Source organism: Achromobacter xylosoxidans (assembly GCF_014490035.1).
GTDB lineage: Bacteria > Pseudomonadota > Gammaproteobacteria > Burkholderiales > Burkholderiaceae_B > Achromobacter > Achromobacter bronchisepticus_A.
Genome location: NZ_CP061008.1, coordinates 6,176,379 through 6,196,421, shown reverse-complemented (window position 1 = coordinate 6,196,421; position 20,043 = coordinate 6,176,379). Strand labels below are relative to the sequence as shown.

General features: G+C 66.6%; 18 protein-coding genes. 9 read left to right on the top strand and 9 right to left on the bottom strand.

The annotated features are described in order from the left end of the window. Positions 1 to 88 precede the first annotated feature (88 nt). Together IAG39_RS28775 and IAG39_RS28770 are read left to right on the top strand one after the other, a co-directional pair. Positions 89 to 781, top strand: a complete 693-nt coding sequence (locus tag IAG39_RS28775; RefSeq protein WP_118931639.1) for a LuxR C-terminal-related transcriptional regulator — start codon at positions 89 to 91, stop codon at positions 779 to 781. Then, positions 778 to 2,640, top strand: a complete 1,863-nt coding sequence (locus tag IAG39_RS28770) for a 7TM diverse intracellular signaling domain-containing protein (protein ID WP_118931640.1) — start codon at positions 778 to 780, stop codon at positions 2,638 to 2,640. Before IAG39_RS28775 ends, IAG39_RS28770 begins: the two co-directional genes overlap by 4 nt. Positions 2,641 to 2,647: 7 nt before the next feature. Here the strand turns inward: IAG39_RS28770 and IAG39_RS28765 are convergent, their stop codons facing one another. Beyond that, entirely contained in the window at positions 2,648 to 3,037 is a 390-nt protein-coding gene (locus IAG39_RS28765; protein WP_059378115.1) for a SecDF P1 head subdomain-containing protein, read from the bottom strand. A 196-nt stretch (positions 3,038 to 3,233) separates the two neighbouring features. Between IAG39_RS28765 and IAG39_RS28760 the strand changes: the two genes are divergently transcribed. From IAG39_RS28760 to IAG39_RS28750, 3 genes are all read left to right on the top strand, one after another. Continuing rightward, the gene (locus tag IAG39_RS28760) at positions 3,234 to 3,716 is read left to right on the top strand and encodes a hypothetical protein (RefSeq protein WP_059378114.1); all 483 of its coding nucleotides are present in this window, start codon (positions 3,234 to 3,236) and stop codon (positions 3,714 to 3,716) included. A gap of 128 nt (positions 3,717 to 3,844) precedes the next feature. Then, positions 3,845 to 4,213, top strand: coding sequence for a hypothetical protein (locus tag IAG39_RS28755; protein WP_223283298.1), 369 nt, complete (start codon positions 3,845 to 3,847; stop codon positions 4,211 to 4,213). Between the two features lie 326 nt (positions 4,214 to 4,539). Continuing rightward, positions 4,540 to 6,795, top strand: coding sequence for a TonB-dependent receptor (locus IAG39_RS28750; RefSeq protein WP_118931642.1), 2,256 nt, complete (start codon positions 4,540 to 4,542; stop codon positions 6,793 to 6,795). Between the two features lie 51 nt (positions 6,796 to 6,846). On the opposite strand, the gene IAG39_RS28745 is transcribed toward IAG39_RS28750, so the two are convergent. The 5 genes from IAG39_RS28745 to IAG39_RS28725 are packed head-to-tail and all read right to left on the bottom strand — an operon-like array spanning position 6,847 to position 11,078. Further along, positions 6,847 to 7,878: a Bug family tripartite tricarboxylate transporter substrate binding protein gene (locus IAG39_RS28745; protein ID WP_118931643.1), complete on the bottom strand. Its 1,032-nt coding sequence runs from the start codon at positions 7,876 to 7,878 to the stop codon at positions 6,847 to 6,849. A gap of 59 nt (positions 7,879 to 7,937) precedes the next feature. Beyond that, positions 7,938 to 8,711: an SDR family NAD(P)-dependent oxidoreductase gene (locus IAG39_RS28740; protein ID WP_118931644.1), complete on the bottom strand. Its 774-nt coding sequence runs from the start codon at positions 8,709 to 8,711 to the stop codon at positions 7,938 to 7,940. Next, positions 8,708 to 9,427, bottom strand: coding sequence for an SDR family NAD(P)-dependent oxidoreductase (locus IAG39_RS28735; RefSeq protein WP_118931645.1), 720 nt, complete (start codon positions 9,425 to 9,427; stop codon positions 8,708 to 8,710). Before IAG39_RS28735 ends, IAG39_RS28740 begins: the two co-directional genes overlap by 4 nt. 10 nt (positions 9,428 to 9,437) lie before the next feature. Further along, entirely contained in the window at positions 9,438 to 10,334 is an 897-nt protein-coding gene (locus IAG39_RS28730) for an oxaloacetate decarboxylase (RefSeq protein WP_059378107.1), read from the bottom strand. 21 nt (positions 10,335 to 10,355) lie between these two features. After that, positions 10,356 to 11,078 carry a GntR family transcriptional regulator gene (locus tag IAG39_RS28725; RefSeq protein ID WP_118931646.1) on the bottom strand — a complete coding sequence of 241 codons (723 nt, stop codon included), beginning with the start codon at positions 11,076 to 11,078 and terminating at the stop codon, positions 10,356 to 10,358. Between the two features lie 298 nt (positions 11,079 to 11,376). Here IAG39_RS28725 and acnA point away from each other — a divergent pair, with 298 nt between their 5' ends. Genes acnA through IAG39_RS28705 form a run of 4 tightly spaced genes read left to right on the top strand, consistent with a single transcriptional unit; the run spans position 11,377 to position 17,227 of the window. Next, on the top strand, positions 11,377 to 14,076 hold the full coding sequence (gene acnA / locus IAG39_RS28720; protein ID WP_118931647.1) for an aconitate hydratase AcnA: 2,700 nt from the start codon (positions 11,377 to 11,379) through the stop codon (positions 14,074 to 14,076). A 30-nt stretch (positions 14,077 to 14,106) separates the two neighbouring features. Then, positions 14,107 to 15,468 carry a dihydroorotase gene (locus tag IAG39_RS28715; RefSeq protein WP_059378100.1) on the top strand — a complete coding sequence of 454 codons (1,362 nt, stop codon included), beginning with the start codon at positions 14,107 to 14,109 and terminating at the stop codon, positions 15,466 to 15,468. 33 nt (positions 15,469 to 15,501) lie between these two features. Then, positions 15,502 to 16,227 (top strand): isochorismatase family protein, encoded by a 726-nt coding sequence (locus IAG39_RS28710; protein WP_059378098.1) that lies wholly within the window; start codon positions 15,502 to 15,504, stop codon positions 16,225 to 16,227. 7 nt (positions 16,228 to 16,234) lie between these two features. Beyond that, entirely contained in the window at positions 16,235 to 17,227 is a 993-nt protein-coding gene (locus IAG39_RS28705; RefSeq protein ID WP_118931648.1) for a CobW family GTP-binding protein, read from the top strand. Positions 17,228 to 17,257: 30 nt separating this feature from the next. On the opposite strand, the gene IAG39_RS28700 is transcribed toward IAG39_RS28705, so the two are convergent. The 3 genes from IAG39_RS28700 to IAG39_RS28690 are packed head-to-tail and all read right to left on the bottom strand — an operon-like array spanning position 17,258 to position 19,978. Next, a complete protein-coding gene (locus IAG39_RS28700; RefSeq protein ID WP_059378094.1) occupies positions 17,258 to 18,061 on the bottom strand; it encodes an N-acyl homoserine lactonase family protein in 804 nt (267 codons plus the stop codon). Further along, complete coding sequence (locus IAG39_RS28695; protein ID WP_118931649.1) at positions 18,058 to 19,290, bottom strand: alpha/beta fold hydrolase; 1,233 nt, start codon at positions 19,288 to 19,290, stop codon at positions 18,058 to 18,060. Before IAG39_RS28695 ends, IAG39_RS28700 begins: the two co-directional genes overlap by 4 nt. Further along, positions 19,235 to 19,978, bottom strand: a complete 744-nt coding sequence (locus IAG39_RS28690) for a GntR family transcriptional regulator (RefSeq protein ID WP_059378088.1) — start codon at positions 19,976 to 19,978, stop codon at positions 19,235 to 19,237. The genes IAG39_RS28695 and IAG39_RS28690 overlap by 56 nt, the downstream gene beginning before the upstream one ends. Positions 19,979 to 20,043 lie beyond the last annotated feature (65 nt).

The window sequence follows — 20,043 nt, the reverse complement described above, 5'->3', positions numbered from 1 at the left end:
TCCTGTGAAAATACCAACTTCCAGGGATATCCGGTTTCGCGCGGCTGAGACATAGTTCAGGCTGGGCAATTCCGCCCGCCCTCATCCGATGACCGCCCACATGCTTGCTTCCGAGTCGACCCTGCCTGCCCCGGTGCTGCTGGTGGAGGACGAACCCCTGATCTGCCGCCGGCTGGAAGGCCTGCTGCTGCAGCTTGGCTATGCGCCGGAGGCGCTGGTGTTTGCCGCCACGCTGGCGCAGGCGCGCGAGCAGCTCGCCAGCCAGCCGTTTGCGCTGGCGCTGGTCGACCTGGGCCTGCCCGACGGCAATGGCACCGATCTGATCGCCGAGATGCACGCGGAGGACTCCAGCCTGGCGATCCTGGTGATTTCAGCATGGAGCACGGAAGACGCAATTCTTGCCGCGCTGCGCGCGGGCGCCACGGGCTATGTGCTCAAGGAGCGCGACGACCTGGAGGTGTCCCTGTCCATCCGCAGCGTGCTGCGGGGCGGGGCGCCGATCGATCCCTTCGTGGCCAGGCGCATCATCGAAGAACTGCGCCCCAGACGGGCCGAACGTGCCGACGAGGCTGCGGACGAATCCGTCGAAACCCTGAGTCCGCGCGAAAGCCAGATCCTGCGGCTGGTCTCCGAGGGACTGGGAAACCGCGAGATCGCCGAGGAGCTGCATCTGTCGCGCTACACCGTCGAATGCCACGTCAAGCACATCTACCGCAAGCTCGCGGTCTCCTCGCGGACGCGGGCCATACACGCGGCGCGCACGCGCGGCTTGCTCGATTGAAGTGGCTGGCCGCCCTGTGGTTGGCGCTATGGCTGGCGCCGGCGTGGGCCCAGCAGCCTGCTGACGCCTGTACGGCGCAGGTACTGTCGGTGCAGGTCGCCAAGGGCGGCGACGATGGCCGGCGTCCGGAGTCGGCGCAATGGCAGGCGGTGGAGCTGCCCGACGATTGGAGCGCCCGTTGGCCGGGATATAGCGGCACCGCCTGGTACCGGATCGGTTGGACGCGCAGTTGCGCCGGCGCGGCGCCCGGCCAGGTGGCCCTGGCGCTGGAATCCGTCGTCATGGCGGGCGAGGCCTATATCAACGACGAACGGATCTGGAGCGATCCGCACCTGACGGAACCGCTGTCGCGCAGCTGGAACATGCCGCGTTACTGGGTGATTCCCGATGCCTTGCTGCATCCGGGCGAGAACACCTTGTGGATCCGCGTGGTCGGCGTGGCGGGGCAGACGCCCGGCCTGGGGCCGGTGCATCTGGGCGGGCAGTGGACGGTGTTGCAGCAGTACGAAGACCTGTGGTGGCGCAACCGCACGCTGTTCACGCTCAACCTGATCGTCTCGGCCGTCCTGGGCGGCTTGTGCTTCTTCATCTGGCTCATGCGGCGCGAACAGCGCGCCTTTGGCTGGTACGCGCTGATGGCCTTGTTCTGGGTGCTGTTCATCGCCAACGTGCTTGTGACCAGTCCCTGGCCGTTCTCCGACAGCCTGACGGCGGCCCGGGCCAACATCATGGTGTTGGTGCTGTACGTTGCCTGCTTCTGTGTCTTTACGTGGCGCTTTGGCGGGCAGTCCGTGCCGCGCATCGAGAAGGCGCTGTGGCTGCTGGCGGCCGTGCTGCTGGCGGCGATGGTCTTCGTGCCGCAGCGGCATCTGGCGGAGGTGCAACTGGGCGTGGTGCTGATCGTGTCCGCGATCTTCTTCGCCAATTGCCTGCAATTCCCGGTGCACGCGTGGCGTACCCGCCGACCCGAGCACGCCATGCTGGCGGCTTGCCTGCTGGTTTTCGTTGCAGCCTGCGCCCACGATCTGCTGCGGGTGCTGAGGCTCATCGACAGCGATACAACCTATACGCCTTTCACCAGCGTGGTGGTCATGCTATGCATGTCCGCGGTGCTGGGGCTGCGCCATGCGCGCAGCGTGCGCCGCATCGAGCGCTTCAACCAGGAGCTGGCCAGCGGCATCGAGCAGGCGCGCACCGAACTCGCCACCACGCTGGAACGCGAACATGCGTTGGCGCTGACGAACGCCCGGCTTCAGGACCGGCTGCAGATCGCGCACGATCTGCACGATGGGCTGGGCGGCTCCTTGGTCCGCATGATGGCCGTGGTGGAGCAGGCCAGCGCACCGCTGCACAGCCAGCAGTTTCTTTCCATGCTCAAGCTGTTGCGCGATGACCTGCGGCAGACCATAGACAGCGGTTCCAGCGCGGGCGTCACGGTGCCGGCCACGCCGCGGGAATGGATCGCGCCGTTGCGCCACCGCTTCATGCAGCTGTTCGACGAGCTGGACATCAGCGCCACCTGGCGGGTGCCGGAACTATGGCGCACGCCGCCCAGCGCCCTGCAATGCATGGCGTTGACGCGGCTGGTTGAGGAATCGCTGGTGAATGTGCTCAAGCACAGCCGCGCCCGGCGCGTGGAGCTGGAGCTGCGGCAGTCCGAATCCGACCACCTCGAACTGCGCATCGAGGATGACGGCGTCGGCTTTGACGTGGCCGCGGTGCTGCGCGCGGGCATCAGCGTGGGCATGCGCAGCATGCATACCCGCATCGCCAGGGTAGGGGGCGCGCTGGAGGTTGCGTCGCAGCCGGGACGGACCGCGCTGACCGCCACGCTGGGGCTGCGCGCGCCTCAGGCTTGATGGCTGGTTATTTCGCGGTGTTTTCGTCGTCCACCGTCAGGCCACCGCTTTTCATGATGCTCTGGGCGATTTCCTCCGCGGACTTGCCGGCAAAGCCATGTTCCCCCGCTGTGATGCGGAAGCTGTCGCCCTCAAGGGGGCTTTGCAGCGTGGCGGACGACAGCAATACGCCGCCTGAACGCAGCTGGATGCGCTTGCCCACGCGGTCGCGGGTGAAGTCGGCCAGGGCCTGGCGGCTTTCGGGTTTCAGCTCGACGTCCACTGTCCTGGCGGAGGTTTGCGGGTCGGCGCCGGCAGTGGCCCGCGCCACCTGCAGCACGACCGTTTCCGCGTAGGCCGCGCAGGGCAGCAGCAGCGCAAGCGCGGCCGCGCGGGCGAGTTGTCTCATTGATGGCATGGCAAGCTCCTTCTGATGGACATCCTGGCCTGGCCCCATTTGAGGGCTCGGGCGGGTTCCTACATCCTAGCGCATGTATCGCGGGCTGATCTCTGGCGCAAATCTGACCAGCGCGAGCACGCAATGGGCGCTATGCTTCGCGGCGCAAGGTTCAGCGCGGCATCCGCCGTGCGATCCATACGAAGAGAGTCGAAACATGTCGAACATCACTGCCGGCGCGACGCCGCTTGCCGCGCTTTACCAACATGTGGTTCAGGAAGAGTTGGGCCTGGTCGCCCGGGTCGACGAAGAGGGCGATGTCCTGTTCCGCCATCCCGAACTGGGCACCCTGTATTTCAGCCTGACCGCCGACGATCCGGAGTTTCTGCGCCTGGTCTATCCGTCTTTTGTGGATGCGGCCGACATAGGCCTGGGCCGCGCCGAGCTGCTGGAGATCATCAATACGGTCAACAACCGCTGCAAGGCGGTGAAGCTGTACATCACGCAGGGTAGCGGAGACCCGGTGACGAACCGCGTTTCGGCTGCGATCGAGAGCTTTGTGGCGGCACCCGACGCGCTGCCCTCGGAGGCCTTGCTGCGCGGCATCGTCGCGCGTTGCCTGTCGGCGATCCGCCATAGCGCCGCCGAGACGCTGCGGGAAGCCGGCGTGCTGAAGCCGGCGGACGAAAGCGCGCACTGATGCTGCGTAATGATCCCGGATCAAGACCGGGTCCCACGAAGGAGAGTCTCATGGCGGTGCGAGGAATTTGGTTTGCGGCCTGCTTGTCGTTGAGCGGCGTTGTCCATGCGGGATCTGCACCCGCCGAATTGAACTGCGTATCCGAAAGCGGCAAGGTCAAACTGGAAGGCGCGATCCCATCACCATCGTCCGAGGAAATGAAGCTGAAGCTGAGCTACGCGGACGGCAGCCTGACGTTCGACTCGGATGCGACCCAGGGTTTCGTGGTGGCGGACTTTCCGCAGTCCGTATTCACGCTGGTGATCGCGGCCCAGGGCCAGCCGCTCACGCTGTACGCCATGCCGTCCAGCCTGACGGTGAAGCGGGAAAGCAATGGCGACGCCGCCGGCAAGTTTCAGGCCAAGCTGATGGCGCCGCGGCCGCGCAGCGTGTCGGGCGTGCAGGCCGATACGCCGCTGAAGGCCACCCTCAACTGCGAGTACCGGTACTCGCTGTAAGGTTGGGCGACGCGTGGCTGGGAGTCTGTCCAGCCCCTTTCCCCAGAGGATTCGATCTCTGGAGAAAGGGGCTTTTTTCATGCGCAAAGCCTGAGGATGAGCGCCAATGCGAGCGTGCTGTGAACAGATTGATGCGCACGGATTGTTGCTATCGCGCCGCATTATGGTCTTTTGATCCTGCCAAATTCCACAAAATTGACAATTTTCTGAATAAATCCTGACTATTTGTTGAATGTAAAAATAAGAATGAATATCATTGGCACTCTTAAAAAACCAAGACCGCGCTGATAGCGCAGCCGCCGCGGGGCGGTTTCTGACAGAGTCCAATGAACAAAGCAGATACATCGACGGCCTATGCCAAGGCCGGTGGGAACACTTCGACCTCCATCTATGCCGCGGTGTGCGGCGCGCTGATGTCGCCGGGCCTGGCCCTGGCGCAGGGCAGCGTGGCGCCAGGCGCCGTGCACGAACTGTCGCCGGTGCACGTGCAGGGGCAAGCGGTCAGCGATGGCTACGAAGCCAACATCGCCTCGTCGCCCAAGATGACGGCGCCCCTGCTGGACACGCCGCGTTCGGTCACCGTGATCACCGAACAGCTGATGCGCGACCGCGCCGCGACTTCGCTCATGGATGTGTTGCGCACCGCCCCGGGCATTACCTTCGGCGCCGGCGAGGGCGGCACGCCCACCGGCGACCGGCCCTTCGTGCGCGGCTACGAAGCGAGTACCGACATGATGGTCGACGGCATGCGCGACCTGGGCCGTTTCTCGCACGAGACCTTCAACCTGGAGTCGGTCGAGATCCTGAAGGGGCCAAGTTCCGCCTATTCCGGCCGCGGTTCGACCGGCGGCAGCATCAACCTGGTCAGCAAGAGCCCCAAGCTGGAGAACTTCGCGGAAGGCACCGTCGGCGTGGGCACCGACGACAACTGGCGCCTGACCGGCGACGGTAACTGGGCGCTGGGCGAAAGCTCGGCATTCCGCCTGAATTTCATGAAGCAGGGCGGCGACATCCCGGGCCGCGACCACGTCGAGACCGACCGCTGGGGCGTGGCGCCCTCGTTCTCGTGGGGGCTGGGCACGCCGACGCAAGTCACGCTCAGCTACTACCATCTGCAGAACGACGACACGCCCGACCTGGGCATTCCGTTCAAGAACGAGTCGCGCCCGGACCGCGGCACGCCGCCCAAGGTGGACCGCAACAACTACTACGGCCTGATCGGCCGCGACTACCGCAAGAACCAGGCCGACATGACCACCCTGATGGTCGAGCACAAGTTCAGCGACAAGCTGAAACTGCGCAACGGCACGCGCTATAGCGAGTCCACCAACGAATACGTGATGACGCGCCCGTCCTTCGACAATTGCGCGGCGCGCGTGGGCGGCAGGCCCAACCCCGCCTATGGCGTGGCGCCGTGCTCGAACGAGGCGGACGGCGTGAAGATGAGCAAGGCGCTGCGCAGCCTGAACCAGACCAACCGCTCCTTCATCAATCAGACCGACATGTTCGGCGAATTTACCGCCGGCGGCCTGCGGCACAGCTATGTGGCCGGCCTGGAGTTCAGCACCGAGACGATCAGCAAGCGCGACGGCGTGCCCTCGGGCGGCTTCGACAAGACCCTGCAGGACGACCTGTACAACCCCAATCCCCGCCAGCCGTATACCGGCAGCCTGCGCTGGGGGCCGCGCTACGACGCCGCCAAGACCATTACGCGCGCGGCCTACGTGTTCGACACGGTCAAGTTCAGCGAGCAATGGGAAGCCAACGCCGGCCTGCGCTATGACAACTACCGCGTGACCAGCGGCAACGTCGAGCGCACCGACAACATGTGGAACTACCAGCTGGGTCTGGTCTACAAGCCCGCGCCCAACGGCAGCATCTACGTGTCCTACGGCACCTCGTCCAACCCGTCCGGTGAAACGGCGGGCCAGTCCGGCGGCGCGGACGGCGCGGCAGGCGGCCGCCTGACCGCGGGCACCGCGGCGTTGGCGCCTGAAAAGAGCCGCAGCATCGAGCTGGGCACCAAGTGGGACGTGTTCGACGAGCGCCTGTCGCTGACGGCGGCGGTGTTCGAAACCCGCAAGACCGATGCCCGCAGCTCCGATCCCATCACGGGCGATGTGACGCTGTCCGGCAGCAACCGCGTGCGCGGCATCGAGCTGGGCGTGGCGGGATCCATCACGCCCAAGTGGCAGGTCTGGGGCGGCTACAGCTACATGGACCCCAAGGTCACCAGCTACCAGAGCGGCGGCACCGACTACAGCGGCAATCAGATGAAGTTCATTGCCCGCCAGAGCGCCAGCCTGTGGACCACCTACAAGTTCCTGCCGGAGCTGACGGTGGGCGCGGGCGCCACCTACACGGGCAAGCGCTATGTGGACGATGCCAACGTCTATCAGCTGCCGTCCTACTGGCGCTACGACGCGATGGCGGCCTATCAGTTCAACAAGAACTTCGGCCTGCAGCTGAACCTGAACAACCTGACCGACGAGACCATCTACGAGGCTTCGCACGTGGGCCTGTTCAGCTACGTGGCGCCCGGCCGTTCGGCGATGCTGACCGCCACGTTCCGCTACAACTGATGCGCATCACGCCAGCGCCGCAGCTGCGGCGCTGGCGTCGTGCATGCCGCCTTAGTCGATGCGCGCGCCGGAGATCTTGACGGCCTCGGCCCACTTCGCGATTTCCTGCTGCACAAAAGCCTGGAACTGTTCGGGCGTGGAAGGCGTGAATTCACTGCCGGAAGCGGCGAGCTTCTCCTTGGTCTTGGGATCCGCCATGACTTCGCGCATGTCCGCCGAGATCTTCTCCACCAGCGGCTTGGGCGTACCCTTGGGGGCGAAGAAGCCCGACCAGGGCGGAGCGGCGTAGCCGGGGAAGCCTTGTTCGGCCACCGTGGGATAGTCGGGCGCGCTGGCGAAGCGTCCCGCCGTGGTCAGCGCCACGATCTTCAGCTTGCCGCTCTTGGCATAGGCCTGCACCGCGGGCAGGCCGGTGACGCCTACCTGGATCTGGCCGCCCAGCAGGTCGGTCACCATCGGCGCGCTGCCGCGGTACGGAATGTGGGAAATCTCGAACTTGCCCTGGTTCTTGATCAGCTCCATGCCCAGGTGCGATGCCGTGCCGTTGCCGTCCGAGCCGTACGAGTAGTGCGCATCGGGCTTTTTCAACAGCGCGATGAGTTCCTGGAGATTGTTGGCCGGCACATCGTTGTTGACGATGATGGCATTGGGATACAGCGTTGCCTGCGTGATGGCCTCGAAATCCTTGACCGGGTCATAGCGCATGTTCTTGTAGAGCGACGTATTGATGCCGTGCGAACCCGTCACGCCCAGCACCAGGGTGTAGCCGTCGGGCGCGGCGCGCGCCACGTATTCCGAACCGACGTTGCCGCCTGCGCCGGGCTTGTTTTCCACCACCACGGGTTGTCCCCACTTCTTGGACAGGCCTTCGGCCACCAGGCGAGCGGTGATGTCGGTGGCGCCGCCGGCCGGGAAGGGTACGACGATGGTGACCGCGCGGTTGGGAAAGTTGTCCGTGCCCTGCGCAAAGACGGGGGCGGCGGCCAGCCCGAAGGCACCGGCAAGCAGCGCCAGCATGCTGCGGCGCAGGGCCGGACGCGCCGGGCGTCCGTGCGTTGCGGAGGTGGTGGTGATGTGCTTCATGGTTCTACCCCTTGCTGTGTGATGTAAGTCTTGTGTGAAGTCGATGGTGGCGGCCGGAGCTATAGCGCGGTGTAGCCGCCGTCCGCGCGTATGTCCGTGCCCGTGATGAACGAGGCGGCGTCGCTGATCAGGAAAACTGCGGTCTGTGCGATCTCCTCGGCCGTGCCGAGGCGTCCGGCTGGGTACTTGGCCGCCAAGGCGGCGCCGGCGGCCTGTGCGCTGCCATAGCGCGCGACCAGCCTGCTGGTCAGGACCGCGCCCGGCGACAGGCTCAAGGCGCGGATGCCATCGGCCGCGTGATCCACGGCGATGGCGCGCGCCAGCGCGATCAGACCGGCCTTGCTGGCGCCATACGCGCCACGGCCCGGCGCGGCCACGCTGCCCAGCTGCGAGGCGATGTTCAACACGACGCCGCCGCCCGCCTGCGCCATGTGGGGGATGGCGCACCTGCTCATCAGCCACGCGCCCGTCAGGTTCACGTCCAGCGCCTGGCGCCATTGCTCCAGCGTCAGGTCCGCGATCTTGTTGCCCGGCGTGACGGTGGCGGCGTTGTTCACCAGGGCGTGGATCGCGCCCCAATGCGTGGCCGTTTTTTCGACGGCTTCGCGCGTCGCTTGCGCGTCCGTCACGTCGCAGGCGATCGCCAGCGTCTGGGTGTCAGGTGCAGCGAGGGTCTGGCGGGTTTGCGCGAGCAGTTCCGAGTCGCGGTCCAGCAAGGCCACGCGGGCGCCGGCAAGCAGGCATTGCGCCGCGATCGCCTGGCCCAATCCGCCGGCCGCGCCGGTCAGGATCACGACCTTGCCATGCAGCGTGGGTGCGTTCGCCTGCGTCATAGCGGCATCGCTCCCAGCGAGGCGCCGCCGCAGACGTAGAGCGTCTGTCCGGTGACGGCGCCTGCCTGCGCGCCCAGGAAGAAGGCAATGGCCGCGGCGACTTCGCCCGCGTCGATCAGGCGGCCCAGCGGCAGCTCCACCTGCGGCGGAGCGCCGCGCTTGGGATCGCGCAGCATGGGCGTGTCGACCGCGCCGGGCGCGACGACGTTGACGGTGATGCCGCGCACGATGAGTTCGGCGGCCAGGCTGCGCGCCAGGCCGATCTGGGCGGATTTGGTCGCGGCATAGGCCAGGCGCTGCGCGCGGCCCAGCACGGCGCGGCTGGACACCAGCACGATGCGGCCGCGGCTGTCCGGCAGTTGTGGCGCCAAGGCGCGGACCAGCGCCATCGGCGCCGCTCCGTGCAGTTGCCAAAGCCAGTCCGCGTCTTCCGGGCGCGTGTCCAGCGCGCCGCCGGTGCGCACGGCGCCGGCGCAATGCGCCAGCGCCGTCGGGGCGCAGCCGTCCAGCAGCGCGCATAGACCGCGCAAGGCGGCGGCGTCGGTCAGATCGCACACCAGATGGCGATACTGTCCATGGCCTTTGATTGCCGCCGGCGCGATGTCCACGCCCGTCACCTGCCAGCCGGACGCGAGCAGCAGTTCAGCCAGCGCCAGGCCGATGCCCGACGACGCGCCCGTCAGGACGCAATGCGCCTGCGCATTCCGCTCAGTCATGGCGATGCGCTCAGTCGGCCAGCGTCGTCAGGCGCTTTTCCATGGCGCGCATCTGCTCGTAGCCCATCAATTGCATGATGTCTTCGATGCCAACCAGCAAGTCGGGACGGTCGGCCGGCTCGCCGCTGGCGATCACGCCCTGCATCACCTGCAGCGCCTGGCGCATGCCGTAAATGGCGGCGGCCGGCAGCATGCGCGGCAGGCTGATGCGCTTGACGCCGATTTCCTTCAGGCGCGGCAGGGGAATCAGCGGCGTGGTGGGACGGTTGCGGATGCCGAATCCCATGTTGATGCTGACCGGAATGCCGGCGGCGTCCACCAGGCGCTTGATGTCGTCCTCGGTGCGCACGGCGTCTGGGAACAGCATGTCGGCGCCGGCCTGAGCGTAGGCGCGGGCGCGCTTGACCGCGCCTTCGATGCCCTCGATCGCGAGCGAGTCGGTGCGGGCGATGATGACGAAGTCATCGTCGCGCCGCGCCAGGCAGGCGGCTTCGATCTTCTTGACCATTTCCGCTTCGCTCACCACGTCCTTGCCGGGCATGTGGCCGCAGCGCTTGGGGCTGACCTGGTCTTCGAGGTTGATGCCGGCGACGCCGGCTTCCTCGAACATCTGCACCGTGTGGTAGACGTTCACCGGGTTGCCGTAGCCGGTGTCGGCGTCAGCCGTGAGGGGAATGGAAACGGAGCGTGCCAGATGACGGCAGTGGGTGACGTTTTCCGACAGGCCCATCACGCCGATGTCGGCGATGCCCAGCAGTGCGTTGGACACTGCCGCACCGCTGGTGCAGGCGGTCTTGAAACCCGCGGCCTCGACCAGGCGGATGCTGTATCCATCGTACACGCCGGGGGAGACGATGAAGGGTTCGTTCTTCAGCAATTGCCGGAACTGGTGGCGCGGGTTGTGCATGTCGTACTGCTCCAAAGAGTGTCAGGCAGCGGAGACGGGGTGCCCGGCGGTGCCGGACGCCCCTTCCGCCAGATGTTCAAAAAGGTGTTGCGCCGCGCGTTCGATGTGCGAGCGCATGAGCGATTCCGCCAATTCGGCGTCGCGTGCGCGGATCGCGCGCAGGATCTGCCAGTGTTCGGCATAGGCGTCGTCCTTGCGCTCCAGCACGGTGCCGGAGTGCCGGCGGTAGACGCGCAGCAGGTGATAGAGGTCGCCGCAAAGGGCGTTGATGATGCGGTTGTTGCCGCTGGCCCGCACGATGCGCTCATGGAAGTCGAAGACCCGCGGCGCGGGGGCGCCGCCATTGGCCGCTGCCAGGCGCCGCTGGCGGTCCTGTTCCAGCTCGGCCAGCAGCTGCGCGATTTCTTCGTCGCTCATGCGGCGGGTGGCCAGATTGCAGGCCACGCCTTCCAGTGCCATGCGCATCTGGAACAGTTCCAGCGCGGATTCCGCCGACAGCGTCACCACGCGCGCCTTGATGTAGGGCTCGCGCGTGATCAGCTGGATCCCTTGCAGGCGGCGCACGGCTTCACGCACCGGACCGCGGCTGACGCCGAATTCCTGCGCCAGCGCGACTTCATTGATGACGCTGCCCGGGGCCAGCCGGCCCTGGTAGATCGCGTCCAGCACCTGGTCGAAAACGACGTCGGCCAGCGGGCCGGAGGCGTCGTCCTTGATGGCGATGGAGGTCGTGGCGATGTTCATAGTGTTGACAGCCTATCAAAGGAATTTAAAAAGTGTCAACTCTTTTGGAGTTGGCTTGGGTGTGAAATCGATGCCAGATCGGCGGCATCGCCATGGATGTTTTGGCTATTTTACCGATGTTGTAAGGGGTTATCCCTAAGCCTCCGATGAGGCTCCATCTATTTACACTTCACTTGCGTAAGGCAAAAACTGTTTTTGATGAGTCTCTATCTGATTTTGAATAATGCGATAGTGTTGACACTATTCTTTCGTAAGCCGTAAGATGGCCTCAGTTGAGATTTTCCCGATTACCGCTGCCATGATCCAGTCTTTCTCCTGTTGCGGCAGGACGCTGCGCTACGCGGACCTGTCCGCCGCGGCCCAAGCCGCGGGGCGTGACATTCACGCATATCCCTATGTCATCCGCGTGCTGCTTGAGAACCTGCTGCGTCATCGCGCCTGGGGCGCCGCCGTGTCCGACGAAGAGATCGGCAGGCTCTGGGATTGGCGCGAGCATGCCGGCGCCGACCTGCCGCTGCACGTGGCGCGTGTGATCCTGCCGGATTCCAGCGGCCTGCCGGTGCTGCAGGATCTGGCGGCGTTGCGCGACGCGGTGGCCCAGGCGGGCGGGGACGCGGCGCGGGTGGACACCCGGATTCCCGTGGACCTGATCGTGGACCATTCCCTGCAGGTCGACCATTGGGGCGATGAGGGCGCGGTGCAGCGCAACCTGCGCCGCGAGTTCGAGCGCAACGACGAGCGCTACCGCTTCCTGAAATGGGCGCAACAGGCCTACAAGGGACTGCGGGTCATCACGCCGGGCATCGGCATCATCCATCAGGTCAACCTGGAGTACCTGGCGCCGGTGGTCGCGCGCCAGTCACGGCCGGACGGCGACTGGGCCTATCCCGATTTCGTCATCGGCGGCGACTCGCACACGCCGATGGTCAACGCCCTGGGCGTGTTGGGCTGGGGCGTAGGCGGCATCGACGCCGAGGCGGCCCTGCTGGGGCATGCCTATACGTTTCCGATCCCGGAGGTCGTGGGGGTGCGGCTGCGCGGCGCCATCGAGGCGCCCGCACTCACCACCGACGCCGCCCTGCTGATCACGCAGCAGTTGCGCGCGGCGGGCGTGGTGGGCTGCATGGTCGAATTCTTCGGCCCTGCGGCACAGGCGCTCGGCGTGCCGGAACGCGCCACCATCGCCAACATGGCGCCCGAGTACGGCGCCACTTGCGGCTTTTTCCCGATAGACGCCCGCACGCTGGACTATGCCCGCATGACCGGGCGCAGCGACGAGCAGCTGGCGCTGATCGAAGCCTATGCCCGCGCCAACAGCCTGTGGCGCGATGCCGGCGAGGTCGTACCCGTCTATAGCCGGGTGATAGAGATCGACCTGTCGGCTGCGCATCCCAGCGTGGCGGGTCCGCGACGACCGCAAGACCGCATGGACGTGGGCGAGGTCGCGGCGGACTTCCGCCACCGCCTGGGCCAGCCCCTGGCCGAGGGCGGATTCGGCGTGGACGCCGACGCGTTGGTCGCGTATCCGCCCAGCCGCGCTTCCCTGGGCCATGGCTCGGTGGCGCTGGCGGCCATCACCTCCTGCACCAATACGTCCAATCCAGGCGTGATGCTGGCCGCCGGCCTGGTCGCAAAAAAAGCGCTGGCGCTGGGCCTGACGCCGCCCGCCTGGGTGAAGCGTTCGCTGGCGCCGGGTTCGCGCGCGGTGACGCGCTACCTGGAATCCGCCGGCTTGCTGCAAGCCCTGCAGGCGCAAGGTTTCCACGTGATCGGCTACGGCTGCACCACTTGCGGCGGCAAGTCCGGTCCTTTGGAGACGACGGCGGCCGATGCCATCACCGAGGGCGGCCTGGTGGCGGCGGCCGTGCTGTCCGGCAACCGCAATTTCGAAGGCCGCATTCACAAGCTGCTGCGCGCCAACTACATTGGCTCTCCCGCCATGGTGGTGCTGTACGCGCTGGCCGGCAGGATAGACCTGGACTTCGAACGCGAACCGCTGGGGCCGGGCGCCGATGGCGCGCCCATCTATCTGCGCGATGTCTGGCCCAGCCAGGAAGAGATCGCGGCCCTGCTGCCGCTGGCCGCGGATCCGGTCTTGTTCGCCGAGGTCTATGACCCGGCGAGCCTGGACAGCGCGATCTGGCGCGACCTGCCGGCACCCTCGGGGCTGCGCTTTCCCTGGGACCCGGAATCGCAATACCTGGTCGAGCCGCCATTCTTCAGGACCGAACCCGGCCGCGATGCCCTGGCCGACCTGGAATCCAGCCTGACGCACGGCCGTGTGCTGGCCGCGTTCGGCGATTCGCTGACGACCGACCACATCTCGCCCAGCGGTGAGATTCCGACGGATACGCCAGCTGGCGCGTACCTGATCGGCAAGGGCGTGGCGCCGCGCGATTTCAATACCTATGTGGCGCGCCGCTGCAATCACCATGTGATGACCCGCGCCACCTTTGCCAACATCCGCATCAAGAATGCACTGGTACCGGACATGGAGGGCGGCGTGACCCGCCATTTCCCCAGCGGACAGCGCATGGCGGTGGTCGACGCGGCCGAGGCTTACCGCGCTGAGGGTGTGGCCAGCGTGATCCTGGGCGGCAAGGACTACGGCATGGGCAGCAGCCGCGACTGGGCCGCCAAGGGTTCGGCGCTGCTGGGCGTGCGCGCCGTGATCGCGGAATCGTTCGAACGTATCCACCGGGCGAATCTGGTGGGCATGGGGGTGTTGCCGCTGGCTTTCGCCCCGGGCGAGGGTTGGCGCCAGTTGGGCCTGACGGGGGCGGAAACCCTGCGTTTCGACAACGTGGCTAATGGTGTGCGCAAGGGCGAGCCCATCACCGTCGTCGCCGAAGACGGCGAGCGCCGCATCGTCTTCCAGGCCTATGCCCAGGTGCTCACTCGCGCCGAACGCAAACTCATGGCGGAGGGCGGCATCCCCGCCAGCGTCCTCAACGGATTCTTGAACGACACGCAGGCCGCGGACGCGGCCCATTGCTGAAAACACGCATCTATCGGGAAAAACCACATCATGCTGGATCTGCTACTTACCAACGCCAGACTGTACTTGCCTCAGCAGGGGCTGACCGAAGGCGTGCTCGGCGTCATCGACGGCCGGATTGCCATCATTGCCGAGCCGGGCGCGCAGTTCGAGTCCCGTGAGACCATAGATTGCCAGGGCTTGTGGGTACTGCCGGGACTGATCGATCCGCACGTGCATTTCGGCTTCGGCTCGCCAGAGACCGACTTCGAAACCGAGTCGCGCTTCGCCGCCCTGGGCGGCACCACCTCCGTGCTGTCGTTTCATCGCTCGGCGGATATCCGCGAATCCTTCGATAAGGTGCGCGATCGCGCCTTGTCGCAGAGCTGCGTGGATTTCGGCTTCCATTTCGGCATCACCAGCAATCTGCACGTGGAGACGCTGGAGGAAATCTCGCGCCGCTTCAACGTCAATTCCTACAAGCTCTACATGATGTACAAGGGCGCTGCAGGGCTGTCCAAGGGCTTTACCGATATCGACGACGGTCTGCTGTATTCAGCGCTGCGCGCCACCGCGGCGATCCCGGGCGCGATCATGGGCGTGCATTGTGAAAACGTAGAAGTGATTCCGGTCCTGCGGGACCCGCTGCGCGCCGCCGGCCGCGACGACCTGAAGGCCTGGAACGAACAGAGCCCGGACTTCCTGGAAGCGGAGAACGTGCACCGCGTCTGCTACTTCGCATCCAAGACCGGCGCCGCGGTCAACATCGTGCACCTGAGCAGCCGCGAGGCGCTGGACGAGGCGCGGCGCCACCGCCGCACGCCCGACGCGCCGCCGATCTACGTCGAGACCTGCCCGCACTACCTGTTCCTGAATGACGAATCGCCCGCCGGGACTTATGCCAAGGTCAATCCGCCGGTGCGCGGCCAGGCCGATGTGGACGCGATGTGGGAGGGCGTGCTGGACGGTTCCATCACCACCATCGGCACCGACCATGTGCCGCGCAAGCGCGCCACCAAGGACACCGACATCTGGGCGGCCAGCAACGGTTTTCCCGGCACCGGCCTGATGCTGCCGATTTTGCTGCACGAGGGCTATCACCGCCGTGGCGTGCCGCTGGAAACGCTGATGAAGGTCGGCACGGAGAACTCCGCCCGCATCTATCGCATGCCGGCCAAGGGCAGCATCGAGATCGGCAAGGATGCCGACCTGGTGCTGGTGGATCCGGACCTGGAGCGCACCGTCGATCCCGCTGCGCTCGAATCCAATTCCGATTACTCGCCCTACGAGGGCATGACCCTGAAGGGTTGGCCCGTGCGCACGTTGGTGCGCGGGCGCACCGTGGCGCTGGACGGCCGCATTACCGACGCCGCGCGCAGCAATCCGGGCGGCCGCTATCTCAAGCGTCTTTGAACTGAACCTACTCTCTTTCTGGCAGGCATTACCATGAGCGAAACCAAGCGAATCTGGGACGATTTTCTGACCGAGCGCGACAAGCAGGTGCTGGCGCAGGCCGGCTATGGCAAGCGCGGCGGCTTCGGCAAACGTCCGGCCCTGTTCATCATCGACGTGCAGTACAACTTCTGCGGCGACACGCCCCAGGACATCCTGGAAGGACTGAAGCAGTACCGCACCCATTGCGGCCGCGAGGCCTGGGACGCGGTGGCGCACATCGTGCCGCTGCTGGAGCTGGCGCGCGACAAGAACATACCGGTCTTCTATACCGAAAGCGGCCGCCGCGCCGATCTGCTGGACAGCGGCGTGCAAGTGGGCAAGAACCATCGCGGCGGCGAGAAGACCGTGCTCGCCAATACCCACGCCACGCAGACCGTGGAGCCGCTGGCGCCGCGGCCGCAGGACATCCGCATCACCAAGCAGAAGCCGTCCTGCTTCTTCGGCACCATCTTCATGAGCCACCTGAACTTCCTGGACGTGGACACCCTCATCCTGGTGGGCTGCACGTCTTCGGGATGCCTGCGCGCCACCACGGTGGATGCCTACTCGTACAACTTCAAGGTCATCATTCCCGAAGAGGCTGCGTTCGACCGCTTCCAGGCCAGCCACGCGATGAGCCTGTTCGACCTGAACTGCAAGTACGCCGACGTGATTCCGTCGCGCGAAGTGCAGGACTATCTGCGCAACCTGCCCGCGCCCGCCGCGGAACAGGCCTGAGCTGCCCATGCCCACGACCGCCGGACCGTTGCCGGTCTACCTGCTGACGGGCTTCCTGGGCAGCGGCAAGACCACGCTGCTGTCGCGCCTGGTGCGCAGCCCGCGCTTTGCCGACACGGCGGTGGTCATCAACGAGTTTGGCGAGATCGGCCTGGACCACATGCTGGTGGGCCGCGCCGACGATACCGACGTGGTGCTGCTGGATTCCGGCTGCCTGTGCTGCGCGGCGACCAGTTCGCTGCAGGATACGCTGGAGTCGCTCTATTACCGGCGCCAGCGCGGCGAGATCCCCGCGTTTACGCGGGTGGTGGTGGAAACCTCGGGGCTGGCGGATCCCTGTCCGGTCATCAACACGCTGGCGGCGGATCCGCTCATTGCCCGCCACTACCGCTTCGGCGGCGTGGTGGCGACGGCGGACGCGCTGCATGGCCTGCCGACGCTGGACGCCTACCGCGAAGCCAGCACCCAGATCGCCATCGCCGACCGCATCGCGCTGACCAAGACCGATCTGGCCGATGAGGCCGCCGTGGGCGCACTGCGCGTTGCGCTGCGCGGCTACAACGCCAGCGCGCCCATTCGCCCCGTGTCGCCGGACACCGTGGATGGGGACGCGCCCGCGCTGTTCGACGGACTGCGCGCCGAGCATCTGGATGTTGCGGCGCTGCACGCGGCGCCAACCGCGGGGCCGCTGGCGCACGTGTTGCGCTACGGCATCGTGTCCTACGCCTTTACCCAGAGCCGGCCGGTGGGTTGGGAGGACTATGCGCGCTGGACCCGGCACATGCAGCGCCAGGTCGGCGACCGGCTATTGCGTGCGAAGGGGCTCTTGCTCTGGACGGACGGGACCCTGCGGGCCGTCCACGGCGTGCGCCATGTCTTCTCGGTGCCCGAGCCTGTGGAAGGAGCGGATGGCGCGCAGCGGGCGGGCGCCATGGTCCTCATCGTGCAGGACATGTCGGCGGAAGACGTGGACGAGGCGATCCGGCCGCTGGGCTTGTGATGCCGCGCCGCTGGCGCGAAACGCCAGCATTCAGGGGCGCGCGCCGTGGCCCAGGTGCAGCGCCACCACTTCGGTATCCGCGCCGCTCAGGCCCGGATACCGCGTCCTGACCAGAGGATCGTGTCCTGGCACGATGTGGTCGGGCGATTCCGCGAATTTCAGCAGGATCTCGTAGCCCGCCAGCATGTCGGCCACGTTGTCGACGATGGGAAAGGGCGCATCGCGGCCCATGTTGTCGTAGTAGTGGCTGGCGTCGGAGGCCAGCACCATCCAGCCGCGCGCGGTGTGCACGCGCACCGCCTGCAGCCCGCGGGTGTGGCCGCCGATGTGCAGCAACTGCAGGCCGGGCGCGATCTCGTCGTGGCCGTGGTAGAAGGCCACGCGCTTGTCGTACACGCCCCGCACCACGTCCACCACGTCTTCCACCGCATAGGCGTGGCGCAGCATGTCGAAGCGCATATTGCAGCCGCAGGCGTAATGCAGCTCGCTTTCCTGCAGATGCAGACGGGCTTGCGGCAGCTTGCGGATGTTGCCGGCGTGGTCGTAGTGCAGATGCGTGACGATGACGTCGCGGATGTCGGCGGGCGCGATGCCAAGTTTCGCCAGCGCCTCTATTGGGCAGCGCAGGAACTCGCGGCCACGGGCGCGCGCAGCCTCTTCATTGAATCCCGTGTCCACCAGGTAGGCGCGCGCGCCGTCGCGGATGACCCAGACGAAATAGTCCATCGGCATGGGGCCGTCGTGCGGGTCGGGCGGCGTGATGAAGTTCTGGCTGCGCTGCCGCGCCACCGTGGCGTAGCGCAGGGCGTAGACCTCGTAGTTGGGCAGCGTCATGCGATGGCTCCGTGATTGCGCAGGCGGTCCAGCTCGGGCCGCAGATAGTCCATGAGGCGTTGCGGGTTCTCGACCATGGGGAAATGTCCCAGTTCTGGCATGGCCTGAAAGCGCGCGCCGGGAATCAGGGCCGCGACCCGGCGGGAATCCTCGGGGCTGGCCGAATAATCGTAGGCGCCAGTCAGCAGCGATATGCCGAAGGCATCGGCGTTGAGGCCGGCCAGGTGCTCGGCGGCGTTGAAATCTTCGCTGTAGAACCAGAGATCGTTGGCATAGACATTGAAGCCGCCCTGCGAGTAGATCCAGGCCGCGTCGCGCCGCGCCTGCAGGGTGGAAGCCGGTCCCATCAGGCCGCGCACGTAGGCGGGGTTGTGCGCCGCCTGGTTGACCTGGGGGTGGCACAGCATGGGGGTGCGCCGTCCAGCGGCCTTATAAGGAGCCTCCAGCGCGACCACGCCGGCCACGTCGGCGGGGCTGCTTGCCGCGACCACCAGCGCCATCGCCGCGCCCATCGAGCAGCCCAGCAGCGCCGCCGGCGCGCCCGCGATCTGGCGGATCACCGCCAGGCAGGTCTGCAGATAGGCGTCGCGCGTGAGACCTTCAGCGGTCCAGGCCTGGTCGGACAGGGGCATGCTGCGCCCGTGCCCGGGCATATCGAAGGCGATCATGCGCCATTGCCGTCGCAGTTCGGGATCGGCCATCAGCGCATGGTACTGGCGGGAGTCCGCGCCCGCCGTGTGCAGCATCAGCAGTGGGGGGCCGGCGTCGAGGCCGCTGGTTTCATAGTAGAGAGAGGTCCGGGCCGGGCCGATATCGAGGGTGGCGTAGGCGCCGGAAATCGGGCTGCGGTCCAGCCATTCGGGAGTGGCGGCGAGCTGGCCGCGCAGGATCTCGAACAGCCGTTCCAGCGGGTGCAGGGCCTGGGCGACGGCCAGCGCGTCGCCGCTGACGCGCAGGCCTTGCGCCTGGCGGCGGGCCGCGGTGAAGGAGTGGTAGCCCGGGGGCGGGGTGTCGCTGAGCAGCTTGTGCCAGGTTTCGGGCGGCGCGCTGACGACAATGCATTGCGAGGGGGCGGCGGGCTGGCCTGCCCAGGCCGCGATTCTTTCATCGGGAGCGGGTCCTGCTTGCAGCCAGATGGCGCAGGGCAGGCCGCGCGCGGCCAGGATGAATTCGCTATCCTGCTGAGCCAGGGCTGCCCCGGCCTTTAGTTTCTGGACGATCGCCTTCACTGTCGGATGTCTCCTGTTGCTGGCGCTTGAGCACTTCGAGCGCGGTGCGTTCCGCGTTCACGATATGGCTCTGCGCCGCGCTTTGCGCGCCTTGCGGATCCCGAGCCCGGATGCGCTCGAAGATCAGGTCGATTTCGGCCATGCTTTCCGGCAGGCGGTCGGCGCGCGCGAACGAGGTGGCGCGCAGCAGATTGATGCGCGACAGCAGGCCCGGCAGCATGTCCTTGACCAGGTCGTTGTCGCAGCCGCTCAGCAGCACATCGTAGAAGTCGCGCTTGGCCGCCAGCAGGGCCGCCTTGTTGCTGCCCTTGGCCTGGCGGTGCAGGGCGTCCACCGCCTTGCGCAGGCGTTCGACGTCGGCATCGCTTGCCAGCCTGGCGAATTCATGCGCGGCGTAGCCTTCCAGCAGGGCGCGCAGGGCATAGAGGTCGCGGGCCGCTTTTTCGGTGATGCGCACCACGGTGGGGCCGCGGTGCGGTTCGATGGAAATCAGGCGCTCGGCCTCCAGGGTGCGCAGCGCCTCGCGCAGCGTGCTGCGGCTGATGCCGAGCTGATCGCACAGTTCCTGTTCGCGCAGGCGTTCTCCGCCCTTGATCCGTCCGTCCATGATGGACGCGCGCAGGAATTCCTCCACGCGGGTGCGCAGGGTGCCGGGTTTTTCGAATACCGCGCCTGTCGGGCTGGCCATGGCTGTCTCTCGCTTAAGCTGGCGGCGGGCCGGCGCGCCGGCGCAGGCTCATGGCCGCGCCGCGG